We start from the raw sequence: 16,196 nt of genomic DNA on the forward strand, positions 1-16,196 counted from the left end.
GGACCCACGGGGAGCGTTGGCGGTGCGCCCTTGTCCTATCCGAAAGGCGGTGGATGATCGCCTGGCAACAGCTCAGTCAAAGCGCGAGGAGTCCAAGTCCACCATGGGGTTGAAGTTAGTGGGCGGCGGGGAGGACTAGAGACTACCTTTGCTGTCCCTTCGAGCGCCGATGTTTGCGACGCCCTCTCTTTTTGAGAGGGCGTTTTTCTTGGTTCATCGCCGATTTCCGGCGAGGGCTGATGGCCCGACGGCTGAGACCGGCCAGAAGCGGCCATCGGTCAGTGCGCCCAGATGAATGGTACGACGATTCGGGCAACTGGTACCGGTCGTACGGCAACGAGACCCTGGGAATTCGACGAGAACGGCCTGATGCGAAAGCGCTATGCATGCATCAACGATGCGCCGATTCGCGAGAGCGACCGCAAGTACCACTGGCCGCTGGGGCCCACCGGCCGCTGGGTCGCCGGCCCGATGAACATCCGGGCCTGAGCGACCTGCACTTCTGACGCCTGCTATCAGCGACCCAACACCCAGCCGGCCAGCTCGCGCAGGTCGGCATCGCTGACGCTGGCAAACGGCGGCATGGGCACTGGCCCCCATTTACCGCTGCCGCCGGTGCGGATGTTCTGCATCACGGCGCCAACCGCATTGGGCTGGCCCGCGTACTTTGCCGCGACATCGTGAAAAGCGGGGCCGACCACCTTCTTGTCCACTGCGTGGCAGGCAAGGCAATTGTTGGCGGCCAGCAGGGTGCTGGCGTCATGCGCCTTGACCGGAGCCGGTGCAGCCGCGGCCGGTGTTGCGGCTGCAGTCGCCGTCGCAGTTGCCGTCGTCGTGATGGCGGCAGCCGTCGTTGCCGTACGTTCCGCACCGTACGTCTTGACCAGATAGTCGGCCATCACGGGGATGTCTTCATCGCGCAGCGGCGCGCCAAAAACGGTCTTCATCTTCTTGACCGTGGCATCCCAGTAGGCGCGGCCCAGCGAATGCGGCTGGCTGCCCACGTACTGGGCGGCATGGCAGGTCATGCAGTTTTGCTGCACCAGTCGGTAGCCGGGCAGTTCGCTGGGCTGGTAGCTGGCCGTCTCTGGCGGAAGCTGGATCTCCAGTGCGTGCGCTGCCGGGACGGCCGCCAGTGTCAACGCGAGGGAGGCTGCAAGATGTTGAGGCGAGAAGCGTTTGCGGGAGGTCTTATGCATGGCGGCTCCTCAGGCGGCTTTCACACGCGTGGCTTCCACCACGTTGCGCATATAGCCAGCGGGGTTCCACAGCGCAGTCAGCGGCTGGCTCTGGCCGATGCGGTTGACCGCACGCACGCGCAAGTCGTAGTTGCCCTTGCGCGCTGGACGGAACACGGCGCGCCACTCGCGGAACGAGTATTTGCCAAGATCCTGCCCGAGCGTGGCTTCGGTCCAGGTCCGGCCGCCATCGGCCGAGAAGGCAACCTCCGCAATCCCGTAGCCGCCGTCGAAGGCGATGCCCCGTACCACGGTCTCGCGGCCGGCCGGCACGGATGCACCCTCGGTCAGGCTCGTGATGAACGACCGCACGTTGAAGCGCCCGATCGGGCGTGTGCGTGCCGGGGCGGTACCAGGCGCCACGTTCGCGCCTGCGTTATCGGGCACGCGATAGGCGCTCTGCACCCAGAATCCGTCGAACGGCTTGTCGAGGACTTGGATGGACGAAAGGTGTTTCACCCAATACGTACCGTAGTGGCCGGGCACGATCAGGCGCAGCGGGTAGCCGTTGAGCATCGGCAGGTCCTCGCCGTTCATCGACCAGGCCAGCATGACCTCGCCGTCGAGCGCGTGGTCGATGTCGAGGGCCTTGACGAAGTCGGGGCTGTTGTCGAGCGGGGGACGGTCCAGGCCGTCGAAGCTGACCTGCACGGCGCCCGGCTGCACGCCGGCCTTTTCGAGCACGGCCTTCAGCGGTACGCCGGTCCAGCGCGCGTTGCCCATGGCGCCATTGGCAAGTTGGCCGCCGTTGACGCGAGGATCGAGGAAGCCGCGGCTGTTGCCCGAGCACTGGTTGACGGCCACCAGTTCCACGGGCTGCGCCAGGGTCTTGATGTCAGCCAGGGACAGCTCCAGTGGCGCTTTCACCTTGCCGCCCACGTGCAGGCGATAGGTCTGCGGGTCGACCGAGGTCGGGATGCCGCTCCAGTGGTAGCGCACGAAGAAGGCATCGTTGGGCGTCAGGATTCCCTCGTTGAACACGCTGAAAGGGGTTTCAAGCTGGGGCGGCCGGCTGGTCAGCAGAATCAACGGGCGCTTCTGCGGAAACGCAACGAGTTCGCGCCCACCATTCTCAAAGGGGAGTTGAACCTGCTTGTCGCCGTTCGCGGCGAGGGCGTTCAGCGCGGTGGTGCCGACGACTGCATTGGCCGTCAGCACGCCGGCCTGCTTGAGAAACCGGCGTCGCCGGGCTTGATTCTCCATGCCTTGTCTCCGTCTTTCTTAATCCGGCCCGTGGCAAGGGGCTGCGCACGGGCGTGAGGACGGGAACAAAGCCTATTGGGCGTCACAATACCTGTAAAGCAGATTAAATCGATAACAACAAACGGAATTCCTGCTAAACAGGCCGCGCCGGGTCAGTGTAGGGCGGCGCGACCTGCTGGGGCGGCCTGCTGGTGCAGTGGGTTACTGGGGTGATCGTGCCTTTCGTGCGAAAAGTGGCGGCGATCAACCGGAGAGCCGCCTCCAGCAAGGCTCTGCCCCTTCCCGCCTTCGCATGACCGCTGGGAGGCACGAACGGCCGGTGTGGGTCGGGAACTGCCCGTGAGACGCTCGCTCGTCGACGGCGAACACCGGCCAGAATGGGTCAGCAGTCGCAGGCAAGCCAAGGACGCTTAGAGCGGAGGAATGGACGCAACCGCCTATGTTTGCCAACGTACACACAAGCTCGTCGGCACTTTGTAGTGTGAAGCACGTGCCAATAATCTCCACACTATTGCCATGGCGCGAATTGAAACGAAAACTCAAGCCGCAATCGGGTGGCTGATTTCAGCAGCTCTCTTTACATATTGCGTTTGGGGGGCACTGCAGGACCATTTGTGGTTTCCATCCAAGCGGACCGAACTTTATATGTCGGGCATCTCCGCTTGGGCTATGGTTGCCGCCTCTAGTTCGTGGTTAGTATCGTCTTCTCTCTTACTTCAATTCATGCGCGGCTATGGTAGAAATTGGTATCTGACACTTGGTGGTCCATTGATCTTGTTTGGCGTCGCGCTCTTGGTTGCTGCTCGCGTCGTTCTTCCTGGGGTTGTTTATGCTTCATTTTTCCCATGTAAGTGAACAAGAGCGTTCTAACCATGCGCTCGAAACCGGCGACTTTGCGGGCTTGCGGGACCCGCGAGCAGCATCAACAGACTCATGCACTTGTGCAAAATGAAGGAGAAGTTCTTTGTCACGTACCTGTTTAAGGCCTAGCCCGATACTGGGAGTAACGCTATGGATTGCGATTGCCTTTGCGTGTTTCATGGCGATTCGGATCGTATATGAGTCCCATGGACGAATGGACGAGCTGCAAGGAATTGCTCTCGGTCTCGGAATCGCGCTTGTGGCTGGGTTAGTGGCGATAAGAGGATATGAGTCATGTAGCGTGAACCGGTTGAATCACTTCGCAGGAAATCTGTCTTGGCAACCTGAGCCGCCAGACCTTTGTCTGCTGAGTATTTTCTGGCCGTCGAAAGATGGGGGCACTTCAGATGAAGAGCTTGTGAGTTTGCGCCTGGCGATGACGAGCAGGAAAATCGGCAGAACAAAAGGTGCCCATTGATAGATGTTGGGAAACCAACGTGCGAGTAAAGCTTGAAACGGAAGAAACCAAGCGATAATTGCGATATAGGTGAGCACCTTGTTCACGCCATTGCGAAATATGTCTACCGAAATAAATGCTATGAAAATCGCAAGCCATGCTAGATCATAAAAAATAATATATGGCGAGATCAATAATGTTGCAATGGCCAAAGCGGCACATTTTATCTGATGATAACGGCGATTTCCGCTAATACGGCAGCACTGTAGATACATTGAACCAAGTAAGCCTGACGTGCTCCGACACCGTAAACTCTAAGTACGCCATAAATGCTGGTCATTGCACCCCAGATGTCGTTGGCGTTTTGCGTTACCCAGGAATCGCCAAATGTTTCTAGCGCATGGTAGAAGGCGATAAAGGAATTTTTCCCAAAAATCAGCAAACAGGACCCAGCGTAAAATCCGGTAAAAAAAATGGCTGAGAAAAATGCTTTCCACTGCCGCCCGCAAATCAGGGCCACGGGAAAGAGAACGCCCAGTTGCGGCTTGATGCTGAGCAACGCTATTGCTGCTCCCGCGATGATGGGGTGCGTTGGCAGCAGCGATAGGGCAATGGTCGCGATGGCAACTGTCAGCAGGGAGTTCTGTCCGAAGGCAATCACGATGAAGATTGCCGGGAATGCAAGCGCATATCGCCAAACCGGGATGCCGATGGGGCGTGCGATGAGATGCATCGCATAAACATAAAGCAGGATGCTTGCGGTGAGGAAAGTGACCAGCGCTGCATTGAAACTGAGCCAGCCGACCGGGAGCACGAACGGCAAAAAAGTCGGGGGATACGGCCATGGCGTGTAGTCCATGTCCGGACGCACGGCCAGTTCTAGGGGGCGCATGAATTCTGGAGAATAGACTGCAACCGCACCGTGTTCGATGGCGACACGTGCAGCGGACCAGTACACGGCGAAGTCCGTCCCTAGCGCGGGGGATTGCGGCTGTTGCAGTATGTAGTGGCGAGTAATCAGGCCAGCCAGGAAAATGAACTGCGCCCCAAGGCAAACCCAACTGTACACTGCAAAACGCGTACCGATATCAGGCGATTTTTCTTTCAATTTCGACCTTCCCGTTAATATATTATGTGCGCTTCGTTCATGGTGTACAGTGCGGCTTGGCGTGTGGCGAACGTTATTTTGAAATTACCCAGGCGGCGATCGAGACCGACTAGCCGTTGAAGAAACGCGATCAACATTTCGAGGTCCCTCATCGCCCAGGAGCGGCCAGTCGGCGCGTGACCGACGGGGTCCCTTCCCGTGCCAGGAACGGTCGTCCGAGACTCCCGCTTCAAACGTTAACAATCCCGCAAAGGCCGATGACAGACAGACCGGTTTTCTGAGTTCAATATACCGCCTAAGCGAACAGCCAACCATGTCGAGCCCCCTTCCCACACACTGCTCAACTGAAGAGATTGAGCAAGATCGGCCATCCTTCTTCGCCACCTTTATGAGCGCGGGCGTACATCCGGGATGGGTATCGGCCTGATATTTTCTGGCTTCGTCATCCTATATTCACGGCAGCGGCTAAAACGGGAGGTCGCGTGCCAAGCCCAACCTTACTGCTCGAATGACTGGGCGAGGAATAATTCCAGTTTGCAGTTCCATTGCTGGATAGGTTTTCCTGCTATCGACAATAATTTCACGAACGGAAATAATTCGGGAGGAAAAGACTATGAATAGCCCTGTCTCGCTTGCGAGCCGCCTTTTCGTGTTGGTCGCCTTGCTCGTTTCCCCTTGCTTCGCCCAGACACAACCTTCGCCCGCGGCGGCAGCGGTGGAACGCCAGAGGGCGGACCCCGCCATCCGCATCGTGTCATACAGCGAAAATCACGTCATTGGGATCGATGGCAAAGACGTTGCCACCATTGCAGCGTCGATCCAGGTACTGAAGACTAGCGCACTGGCGGACGCCAAGCAGACGACCCTCAGCTTTAGCCGCAGTGCGGAAAGAATCGACGTACTCGAAGCATATACGCTTAAGGCCAACGGAAAACGACTGCCTGTCCCACGTTCAAGTTGGCAGATACGCAAAGACGAGGGTCATAAGGGCGCTACGGCGATGTTCTCGGACCACAGCAGCATCGGCTTGGTATTTCCGGATCTGGCGGTGGGTGACACCACGGTGCTCAAGTATCGCAAGTCGACCATCGATCCGCTCTTCCCTGGCAAGCTATCGATCGATCAAAGCTTCTCGCGCAGTCTGCCCTTCGACCATGCTGTTGTCAGTGTGGAGGCGCCGGCAGCTATGCAACTGCAGTACGCCGCGCGGGACATGCAAGAAAGCGTTGTGTCAAAGGGCGGACGCCAGTATCTAGTCTGGACCCTGCAGGACCAGGTGGCCCAACTCTCCGAGCGTAAGGACTGGACGGTCGTTGACATGGAAGCCGAACCTGGGATTGCGGTGAGCAGCTTTACAGATTGGGCAGACCTCGCACGAAGCTATGTGAAGCGCGCCACGCCGAAGGCCGCGGTGACGCCGCGCTTGCGTCAACTCGCCGCGCAGATTGTGGGTGAGCGGACCACTGTCGAAGCTAAGACCCATGCAATCTACGACTGGGTCAGCCAAAACATCACCTACGGCGGCAACTGTGTGGGAATTGGTGCTGTCGTGCCTCGTGACATGGATGTCGTCCTCGATGCAAAAATGGGCGACTGCAAGGACCACGCTACGCTGATGCAAGCCCTGCTTGCATCCCAAGATATAGCCAGCGAACAGGTACTCGTCAATGCGGGCAATGTCTACAAGCTGCCAAAGATCGTCGTGGCCTCGACGGTCAACCATGTCATTAACTACGTACCGGAACTCAACCTCTTCCTGGACTCCACTGACGGCCGCACTGTGTTTGGCCGTCTGCCCATAACGGACCAGGACAAGCCCGTGCTGAGCGCGTCGTCCGATGTGCCGGCTCGCACTCCAGTCGACAAGGGCGGTCACAGCCAAACTGTGAGTTCACGTCTGCGCATTGACAATGACGGCTCGGTTGAAGGTGATATCGCTGTCAAAGTGACCGGGCGGTTCGCTGAACTGGCCCGCCAACGCCTTCTCAATGTCGGGAAAGATGAGCAGGCGCGCTACATTCGTGAAGCATTCCGCCGCTATGGCCTTGAGGCCGATGGCACCTTCGATTTTGATGACCCGCATCCGCTGGTGGACCATTTTTCCTACAAGGGAACATTCAAGGTGCGAAAGGCAGTCTCCTATCCACGCTCGGGCGGACTCAGAATCGTTCCGTGGCTGTACACGGAGGGGCCCGTGGGCCGTTTTGCGGAGCAAGCCTTGCTCCCGGTCGAGCCACAGGATACGGTCTGCCTGCCAGCTACAAGCAAAGAGGAATACGTCATCACGCTGCCGGAGAAGTTCCAGGTGCTGTCGCTGCCCGAGGGCGCCAAAGTGGACAGCAAGTTTCTCAGCTATGAAAGCCGCTATTCCCTGGAGGGGCGCGAGCTAAAAGCGACTCGCACATTGAACGATCGGAGCCCTGGCAATATTTGCTCGGCGGACGTCTCGAAGATGATCAGCGAAGCCCTGCGTCCAGTATTGGACGACATGCGACAGCAATTGCTCTACAAGTAGCGCTCCGTCGAAGGGGATCCGGTGATCCGTTGGCTATTTGACTTACTGTACGGGGCAGTCCCGGCTGATTTCGACAGTGCCTTTGGCATTGAGGAGTCGGTCAAGAGACTATCGGCGGCAACGAAGAGGTCCGTCTTCGCGGGCCTCACACAGCAGGTGGCAGCCGGCCGCGTATCCAAGGAGCGCGTGTCCCTCCAACGGGTAATCCCCTTCGTTGGAAACTCGTTTAAGCCGTTCTTCATCGGGCAATTCAGCGAAAGGAACGGACGTGTCGTTCTCAAAGGCCGTTTCACCCTGCATTGGTCGGTTAAGCTAATCCAGTCGTTATGGTTCGGCATGTGCCTGCTTTGGACAGGAGGTGCAGTTTTGAGCGCGGGGTGTGAGTCGCATGCATGGTGGTGGTTCCCCTTCGCTGGGATGGCGATGTTTGGGGTCGGTGTCGCTTTCGTGGCACTGTGTAAGTGGCTGGCCCGCAATGACGCATCGTGGCTATCGAAGGTCATCGTGGATGCTCTATCCGACGAGCCACATCCCAGCAGCTACCGGCGGCTCGGCTAGACCTACCGCGTGGCATGCGCTCACCCGACGGGATCAAGGTGAAGCACCCATAAGCACCCATAACGAGAGAAACGATGCCGCCCACAAGCGGAAGCCTAACATCGCAATTGGCCCCGCCAGCCCAGCCTTACCGACTGCCGCTCGCGCAGTACCGCAACAAGCACCTCGCGAACTCCTTGGGCTGCGGCCGACGACACTGGAGTCACGCATGAAGCGGCTCGCCACCTACCGGAAGGACTGATGCTCACGAGATTTCGGGACACTCACGAAATCTCGTGAGCGCAGGCGCTCGCGCATCGCGCACGTCATGCTTCGCCGCGAACGTGGCGGGCGGGAAAACATTGAATTTTCAAGGGCCTGGCGCAAAACTTACGCTGAGATCTGGGACCTGGCACGGCTCTCGCATTGAAACGCTCGCAAGTCGCGCCGCGGCGATCCAGCAGTCTCAACTTAACGAGTCGTGTGTCCTCGCGTCTTGTGCCCGCCCTGGAATCTGAAAGTAAATCCGAAATGAACGCGACCCTTCGTTATCGCGCTCTACTCGCCGCCGTTACGATTCCCTTCGCCGGTCTTGCCCTGGCGGATCCTGCGCTCCTTGCGGACGAACCGCCAGCCAGCACGGCCATCTTGCCCGGCGACACCGCCAGTCCGCATCCCGGGGTGCCTGCGATTCAACTGCCAACCTCAAGGTGAAATCCATGAAAGCCCAACAGCTGTTCCGGCTCCTCGTCGCAAGTGTTGCCGTGGCGACCGCTTCGGCCGCTGCGCATGCCCAGTCCTCTGGCGATACGCAGTCCGTTACGCGTGCGCAAGTCCAGAAGGAACTCGCCCAGCTCGAAGCCGCAGGCTATGATCCTCATCGCGACAGCAGCAACTACCCGGCCGATCTTCAGGCCGCGGAGGCTCGCGTAGCGGCCATGAACCAGTCCGCTACGAAGGAAGCGCGATAGACTGAAGCTCACGGAGGTCAGGGATCCCGCTGGCCGACCTTCTCACATCACCGCCTGCCGTCGAATCCGGCTGATGCGCTGAGTCCGCCGGGGCGCCGCCAACCACGATTGGCGACACCCGGCCATCAAGGTCAGATAGCCTTGAATGGCCCCCAACCGCGTGCGGGCTGCCACGCCATCCTCGATGCCCAACTCCTCACCAATAGGTCGTCCTTCGGACCGACGTCCTCCTCAGCGAGACAGCAAAGTCCAGAGTCCGGCCGGCGGCTCAACTTGAACGGCCGCAGCACTTCCAAGCCGGATATCGATCGGACACGGCGTCGAATGGCCCAAAAGGGTTGCAGATTCAACCTGTTGAGTGGGCCTCAACCCGAGAAAGCGAGCGCGGGCCAATTTTCCACCACAATTGCCGCCCAGGCGGCCCGCGTGCCGGCGCGCCTTCGCGAAGTAATCGTGGCTGCGACAGCGCTAAGGAAATCGGCATGATTCCGGCTAACGGAAGCTGATTTCGCGTTACCCAATCAGCCACATCTTGTCTTCTGGAGATCGGAACGGGAGCACGCGAGGGCGCATCCGAGATTGATAACCATACGCCACTCAGAGCACGGTACCAGGTGAAGTTGAATACCTAGCTTGAGTTATTGCGACCTATTCGCTAACCCGTCGACACTTGAGAGCCGTCAGCACCGCAGCCGCGACCTCGACCATCGGGCGCGCCCGACGGACAACAACGAAGAACAAGGAAAGCGAACATGCGTTGCATCTTCCAAAGGGGTGGTATTGCCGTTTTGGCCTGCCTGGCGCTGAGTGCCGGCGCTTTCGCGCAAACCGTGTCTGGGGGCCGCGGCCAGCTACTGGCTCAGAAAACCACGCTACGCCTGAGCGCGGGCGCGTTAGCAAACCTGCTAAGTTCAACCGCATCCGGACAGCAGCTTATGCAGGTCGCCGGTACTCCAGTCTGCGACCTGGAGGTCGTGTACTTCCGCTATGGCACGATCGGGGGCGCCAACGAGAGTACCAACGCCAGCGCCGCCTTGATGATTCCCAGCGGCGGGCTGGCCTGCAGCGGGCCTCGCCCGACCATGCTGTATGCGCATGGGACCACCACGTATCGCAATTTCAACATTGCCGATCTGACGCAGACAGACAAGAACAACGGAGACGGCGCCTCAGAAGGCCTCGCTGTTGCCGCTATGTACGCGACTCGAGGCTATATCGTGGTGGCGAGCAACTACGCGGGATATTCCGGCTCAGGCCTGACTTATCACCCCTACCTGAATGCAGCGCAGCAGTCGGCCGATATGATCGACTCGCTCACGGCAGGGCGGGCGGCCATGGGTGGAACGAACTCAGGAAAGCTCACCTGGGACAATGGCAAGCTCTTTGTGACGGGCTATTCACAGGGCGGCTACGTTGCCATGGCCACACAACGTGCTCTGCAAGCAGCGGGCGTCAATGTGACGGCAGCATCGATGGGTTCAGGCCCCTATACCCTGGGGGCGATGGGCGATGCACTGGTTGCGGGCGAGGTGGATATCGGATCCACCGTGTTTACGACGCTGGTAGCGACGAGCTACCAGCATGCCTATGGGAATCTCTACGCAAGTCCTGGCGATTTCTATGAGGCTGCCTACGTGCCGGGCATCGAACAGTTGCTGCCCAGCGTGACGTCCATTGACGTCTTGATCGGCAAGGGAAAACTTCCTGAGACGGCGCTCTTTAGTCTGACCGCTCCCGCCTCGCAATTTGCATCACTGACGCCCCCGACCACACCGCCGCTTGTGCCGTCCGAACTGACGCCCGTCTTTGCCATCGGGTTCGGCACTGGCAACCTCGTGCGTAATGCGTATCGCCTCAGCATACTGCAAGACGAACTGGTGAATCCGGACGGCGCGTACCCGAACACGACCGTTGCAATGGCGCCGGCGGCCAATCCTACCCACCCGCTGCGTCAGGCGTTCATGCGAAACGACTTGCGCAACTGGACGCCGAAGTCCCCGGTTCAACTCTGCGGCGGGCACGCGGATCCGACCGTCTTTTTCTTCAACGCGACCGTCGAGCAGGCGTATTGGAAAGGCGCCAAAGTGCCTGGAAAGCTGACCACGGTGCTGGATGTCGACTCCATTGCCGGCGCGAATGATCCTTATGCCGCCATTAAGCAAGGCTTTGCCACCGCGAAGGCAACGCTGGCCGCGCAGGCGGTTGCCGGAGGCGCAACGGATGGCGGTGCCTCCGCAGTTATCGAGGCCTACCATAGCAATCTCGTGGCGCCTTTTTGCATGGCTGCAGCCCGCACGTTCTTTGGGAATTTCTGAGCCTCCCAAGCCTATACATGTAGCATTGCGGACACATCGCTCGCCACAAGACACATGCGGATAGGCACCAGGGCATGGTCAAATTTGGAGAGCTATCAAATTTGACCGATTGAAGCTCCCTACGCGCTTGCAGAAGCGATCAAGCATGGACGGTCTCGATCTCGAAATCATCAAGGCGCAACTTGGCCCGGTGGCGCTCACAACCCTCGACAGGTTCGACGCCTGGATCAAAAAGCAAGCCCCGGTCTACCAATGTGGTCGTGGCAGGCCGACAACCTGCAAGCCCGAACCGGATCAGGAACGCTGACCCGGTTCGGACGCATCGAGGGCTGAACGCGCCGAGCACCTGTAAAGGTGCTTTTTTGTTGCCCATCGATTGCGACCAGCGATCAGCCCGCCGATCAGGTGAAGGCCGCGCCGGTATCGCGACGAACCGCCGTCCGAGACCGGCCATGAAGCGTTATTCACACACATCTCAGGCCGGTCATTCAGACGTCAGCCCCGCGCTGTAAACGGCCTCTGAGACAAGCAACGACGGAAATTGAATTCGCGCTGGGAATTAGTCACCGTACCAGAACCAGGGACTTTCAAGATCCACAGCGCAAGAAAGCAGAATTGCGCAGCTTACTGCCAATCCCACTTTAGAGGGGGCGTTTGGCCAGGAAAATGGCGCAGCAGCACGGTCGATTCCGACCATAATGAACGTATATCGGCACAGCGGGAGGCAAGCTTTAGGCTGGCGCGGTCCCTTATACGTTCGACGCATGGTCCAGCCCGTCTGTATTGATTTAATTTTTGGAAATGGTACTGAAGACACCACTCAGCGTACGTCGCGATTTCCATACAAATCCCATCAGTCTGGTGCGACGGCATTTTACGCGGTGGTGTCATTTGCTATCTTTCTCGGCATGCTACTAACTGATGCCTACGCGATGGCCCGCAGGGCGCACCAATAATAACCAAACGATGAAAAAGCGACTCTTGTTGATTGCCTTGCTGGCACTTGCAGGGTGTGCCCCGATGATCCAAACCGCACCGGTGCAACTGATGCCGCTCACAGATGGCGCATCGGTGCCAGCGATCCGTTTCGAGACCAACACCGACCTTCGTCTCGATACCGGCTACACACGAACGCTTGCCCGTAGTTCGATCTGGAAGTCGGCAGGGCGATTGCCGCAGGGGACAGTGTATCGGCCAGCAGGCACGGTCTTCACGATCGAAGGCCGGCAGGTACATGAGGCGTATCTCGTCATTCAGGACAAGCAACTTGTTGGCTTCTACCTTCCTGGTGAGCAGAGCTACTCACCACTTTCCACGGCAGTTCCGATTGCAACAGGAGAAATACAATGAAACAGGTCACGCGCATGCTGTTTGCCGCGGTAGCCGTTACGTCGCTGCTGGCTGGTTGCGCCTCCGGGGTCAAGCATAGCGAGATGGCCGCATCGATTCCGACCGTGAAGGCGGGTGAAGGGCGCGTCTACTTTCTGCGGTCCGCATCGATGTTCGGCGCTGCCATTCAGCCCGATATCCGTCTGAACAACGAAGTAGTGGGCGAATCCAAGCCCGGTGGCTTTTTCTTCGTCGATCGTCCGGCTGGCAAGTACGTCGCGTCGGCTGCCACGGAAACCGAGAAGACGCTCAGTTTCGTGCTCGATGCTGGCGAAACGAAGTACGTGCGTAGCTCGCCCTCGCTGGGTCTGATGGTGGGCCGTGTCGTGCTCGAACTTGAGACGCCCGAAAAAGCGAAGGAAGAACTGTCTTCGCTGAGCTACACCGGTATGCCGGTCAACGCCGCGGCCAAATAAGATTCAGCGGCGCCGGAGGCGGGAGGGTGCCTCCCGCATCCTTTCCTTCCGCTCTGAGACAACGACCCGACAGCCAGATGTCTGTTGGGCGGCTGGAAGCTGCCGCAGGGGCCGCTCGGAGCAGAGCAACCGCTTCGGGTCGGGAACTGTCCGCCAAGCGCTCGCCGGTCAGCATCGCACACCGGCCACGAAGCGTCATTCGCACGCAGCGTCGCCCGGACATTCAGGCGTCGGCTCCGCAGGCAAGCGAAAAACGCAGACAATCCTGGCCCGGAAAATTATGGGTATTCGCATTTTCTGGTTGATACCCTCATTGCATGCTGCAATGCAAGAGTCGAGCAAATCGGAAACACGATTTCACAGCAGGGTTGACCGTCTCAAAGCAGCCCGCTGAAGCTCCCCCCCATCTGCCAAAGCAAAGGAAGGTGCCCTCGCCTGCCGGTAATAGACGCTCAATTCATGTTTCTCGGCTCCGGGAGTCTTAAATTGCAATGGCAACGATCAGCGCGATCAAAGCAATCACAGCAAGGACGGCCCACAAGACATGAGAGTACTCCCATCTGTCCCGGAGCCTTTTCCAGCCCTCACCGCCATCTTCGGAAGCCGCCCCTTGCTCCATTGGATCTAAGGACAAAAATCCTCCTGCAACCCCCTTCAGGGCTGTGTCCTTCAACCAAGACTTGTTCACCGGATGAGTGATGACCCAATACACGGCGTGCATGGCCACGAGTGCGACGAATCCTGTGAATGTCCACCAGAACGCGGTGCGGTCAGTGGGCGTCATGAGCAGGAGAGCGAGAGTTGTAAGCATCCCCAGACCCTCGCCGATTCCGCCATAGGTGAAGCCGGGGTAATAAATGGCCTGGACGGCAATGTAGATCTCTTTGTCGAGACGCATCTTGACGGGCAGTTCAAGGGCAGGCGCCAGCGCTAGACTCATGGCAACTGCTACGAGGAAAACGGTAACGACTTGAAGTGCTAGGAACATAAGACATTGTCCTCGCGTGAATTGCGCCGCCTAACTAGCCTGTCATCGAATCACCATATACCGAAAACAGCCCGACGGCCGCTGGCTTCTGGCCCGCGACGCCAATACGCTCTCCTCGGTGGCAAGCCGAGGTCCTGAGAATCGTCTCAGTCTTAGTCGACCTAGTCATTCCATCGAGCGTACGTCGAAATGGTTGCTGAGCGCCTTTGGACCGCGTTGAGCGTCACCCTCGGAGTCCGCGCCTGAGCCACCCCAACGACCGCTTCGGGTCGGACAGCGGCTATCCGGATATCCGGAGAAGTGCAGACTTGATCTCCCTTTGTATAAGGGAGATCGTCACGGAACCCTACACTCCCCTCCCCGTCGGTGCGCCAGGGGCTGCCTTGCTTTGTGGCCGGTGGGCGCCGCAAAGCACAAGCGGCTCTTCACGCGTGCGGCCAGAAAAAGGACAGCCCTGCACGTCCAGTCGGCTATCATGCCAATCCTCTCCGAAGTAGTTCCCTATGATTTCCGTCCGTAATGTCACGCTGCGTCGCGGCGTCAATGTCGTACTCGACCGCGCGTCCGCCACCTTCAACCCCGGCGAAAAGATCGGTCTCGTCGGCCGCAATGGCGCCGGCAAGTCGTCCTTCTTCGGCCTTCTCAACGGCACGCTGCACGAAGACAGCGGCGAGTTCTCGATTCCCGCTGCATGGAAGATGGGCCAGGTCGCGCAGGAGATGCCGGAGACCGAGCAGAGCGCGACCGACTTCGTAGTCGAGGGTGACACCGTGCTGTTGGCCGCGCAGGCCGAAGTAGCCGCCGCTGAGGCCAGTGACGACGGCATGCGCATGGCGCACGCCTACATGGCCCTGCACGACGCCGGTGCACACGATGCCCCCGCACGTGCCCAAGCGCTGATCCTGGGCCTTGGCTTCAGTGCTGCGCAGCTTAGCCAGCCGGTCAACAGTTTCTCCGGTGGCTGGCGCATGCGACTGCAACTGGCGCGCGCGCTCATGTGCCCGTCCGACCTGCTGCTGCTCGACGAGCCGACCAATCACCTCGACCTTGACGCGCTGGTCTGGCTGGAAGCCTGGCTCAAGCGCTATCAAGGAACCCTGGTAGTGATCAGCCACGATCGCGAATTCCTCGACGCGGTGACGCAGGTGACGGTGCACGTCGACAACGCCAAGCTCGTGCGTTATGGCGGCAACTACAGCAAGTTCGAAGACATGCGCGCTGAGCAACTCATATTGCAGCAGGCCGCCATGGCCAGGCAGGCGGAAAAGATCGCCCACCTGCAGAAATTCATCGACCGTTTCAAGGCCAAGGCCTCGAAGGCGAAGCAGGCGCAGAGCCGGGTCAAGGCGCTCGAACGCATGGAGAAGATCGCACCGGTGCTTGCCGACGCAGAGTTCAACTTCGAGTTCAAGGAGCCACTCAACGTCCCGAACCCGCTGTTGTCGATGCTGGACACGAGCTTCGGCTACCCGGCGCCGACCGGCGCACTGCCGGGCACGCCGCCCACGGTCATCGTGCGGGGCATCAACCGTTCCGTGCTGGCCGGGCAGCGCATCGGCATTCTCGGTGCCAACGGCCAAGGCAAGTCCACGCTGGTGAAGACGGTGGCGCACGCGCTGACGCCGATTTCCGGCGAAATCAGCGAAGGCAAAGGCCTGAATATCGGCTACTTCGCACAGCAGGAACTCGACGTGCTGCGCCCGCTCGACACGCCGATGGAACACATGATCCGCCTTGCCAAGGACACGCCGGCGCACATGCGTGCGCCCGGCCAGAGTGGCACCGAACAATCCCTTCGCACCTTCCTCGGCACCTTCAACTTCAGTGGCGACATGGTCCATCAGGCGGTTAGCACGATGAGCGGTGGCGAAAAGGCGCGGCTCGTGTTGTGCATGATCGTGTGGCAGCGCCCCAACCTGCTGCTGCTCGACGAGCCTACCAACCACCTCGACCTGGCCACACGCGAAGCGCTGGGCATGGCGCTCAACGAATTCGAAGGCACAGTGATGCTGGTCAGCCACGACCGGGCCCTGCTGCGCGCCGTATGTGACGAGTTCTGGCTGGTTACCAAGGGCGGCGTCGAGCCCTTCGACGGGGATCTGGACGATTACCAGCAGTTCCTGCGCGATGAAGCCCGTCGCATGCGCGAGCAGTCTGCCGCAGGGTAGAAGGTCATCGCCTGAAATGGTGGGACGCCC

The 16,196-nt window shown here is 59.4% G+C and carries 12 protein-coding genes and 1 pseudogene; 8 read left to right on the forward strand and 5 right to left on the reverse strand.

What is annotated here, in order from left to right; all coding sequences use genetic code 11:
- Window positions 1-293: 293 nt before the first annotated feature.
- Window positions 294-506, forward strand: a pseudogene (locus AC1Z3O_RS28025) (DUF1348 family protein); the annotation flags it as partial.
- 9 nt (window positions 507-515) lie between these two features.
- Here AC1Z3O_RS28025 and sorB read toward each other — a convergent pair.
- From sorB to AC1Z3O_RS28045, 4 genes are all read right to left on the reverse strand, one after another.
- Entirely contained in the window at window positions 516-1,199 is a 684-nt protein-coding gene (gene sorB / locus AC1Z3O_RS28030; protein WP_483519531.1) for a SorB family sulfite dehydrogenase c-type cytochrome subunit, read from the reverse strand.
- 9 nt (window positions 1,200-1,208) lie between these two features.
- Window positions 1,209-2,441 (reverse strand): SorA family sulfite dehydrogenase catalytic subunit, encoded by a 1,233-nt coding sequence (gene sorA, locus AC1Z3O_RS28035; RefSeq protein ID WP_483519533.1) that lies wholly within the window; start codon window positions 2,439-2,441, stop codon window positions 1,209-1,211.
- A 1,176-nt stretch (window positions 2,442-3,617) separates the two neighbouring features.
- A complete protein-coding gene (locus tag AC1Z3O_RS28040) occupies window positions 3,618-3,866 on the reverse strand; it encodes a hypothetical protein (RefSeq protein WP_483519535.1) in 249 nt (82 codons plus the stop codon).
- 116 nt (window positions 3,867-3,982) lie between these two features.
- Window positions 3,983-4,867, reverse strand: coding sequence for a glycosyltransferase family 87 protein (locus tag AC1Z3O_RS28045; RefSeq protein ID WP_483519537.1), 885 nt, complete (start codon window positions 4,865-4,867; stop codon window positions 3,983-3,985).
- A gap of 613 nt (window positions 4,868-5,480) precedes the next feature.
- Here AC1Z3O_RS28045 and AC1Z3O_RS28050 point away from each other — a divergent pair.
- From AC1Z3O_RS28050 to AC1Z3O_RS28075, 6 genes are all read left to right on the forward strand, one after another.
- Window positions 5,481-7,382, forward strand: coding sequence for a DUF3857 domain-containing transglutaminase family protein (locus AC1Z3O_RS28050; protein ID WP_483519539.1), 1,902 nt, complete (start codon window positions 5,481-5,483; stop codon window positions 7,380-7,382).
- Between the two features lie 1,256 nt (window positions 7,383-8,638).
- The gene (locus AC1Z3O_RS28055) at window positions 8,639-8,890 is read left to right on the forward strand and encodes a DUF4148 domain-containing protein (protein WP_483519541.1); all 252 of its coding nucleotides are present in this window, start codon (window positions 8,639-8,641) and stop codon (window positions 8,888-8,890) included.
- A gap of 752 nt (window positions 8,891-9,642) precedes the next feature.
- Window positions 9,643-11,205 (forward strand): alpha/beta hydrolase family protein, encoded by a 1,563-nt coding sequence (locus tag AC1Z3O_RS28060; protein WP_483519542.1) that lies wholly within the window; start codon window positions 9,643-9,645, stop codon window positions 11,203-11,205.
- A gap of 145 nt (window positions 11,206-11,350) precedes the next feature.
- The gene (locus tag AC1Z3O_RS28065) at window positions 11,351-11,512 is read left to right on the forward strand and encodes a hypothetical protein (protein WP_483519544.1); all 162 of its coding nucleotides are present in this window, start codon (window positions 11,351-11,353) and stop codon (window positions 11,510-11,512) included.
- Between the two features lie 659 nt (window positions 11,513-12,171).
- Complete coding sequence (locus tag AC1Z3O_RS28070) at window positions 12,172-12,555, forward strand: hypothetical protein (protein ID WP_483519546.1); 384 nt, start codon at window positions 12,172-12,174, stop codon at window positions 12,553-12,555.
- Window positions 12,552-13,010, forward strand: a complete 459-nt coding sequence (locus tag AC1Z3O_RS28075; protein WP_483519548.1) for a DUF2846 domain-containing protein — start codon at window positions 12,552-12,554, stop codon at window positions 13,008-13,010. The genes AC1Z3O_RS28070 and AC1Z3O_RS28075 overlap by 4 nt, the downstream gene beginning before the upstream one ends.
- A gap of 481 nt (window positions 13,011-13,491) precedes the next feature.
- Here AC1Z3O_RS28075 and AC1Z3O_RS28080 read toward each other — a convergent pair whose 3' ends face one another.
- Complete coding sequence (locus AC1Z3O_RS28080) at window positions 13,492-13,998, reverse strand: hypothetical protein (protein ID WP_483519550.1); 507 nt, start codon at window positions 13,996-13,998, stop codon at window positions 13,492-13,494.
- A 503-nt stretch (window positions 13,999-14,501) separates the two neighbouring features.
- On the opposite strand from AC1Z3O_RS28080, the gene AC1Z3O_RS28085 reads away from it, so the two are divergent.
- Complete coding sequence (locus AC1Z3O_RS28085) at window positions 14,502-16,166, forward strand: ABC-F family ATP-binding cassette domain-containing protein (RefSeq protein ID WP_483519552.1); 1,665 nt, start codon at window positions 14,502-14,504, stop codon at window positions 16,164-16,166.
- Window positions 16,167-16,196 lie beyond the last annotated feature (30 nt).

Source organism: Cupriavidus sp. 09_S30, assembly GCF_056930435.1.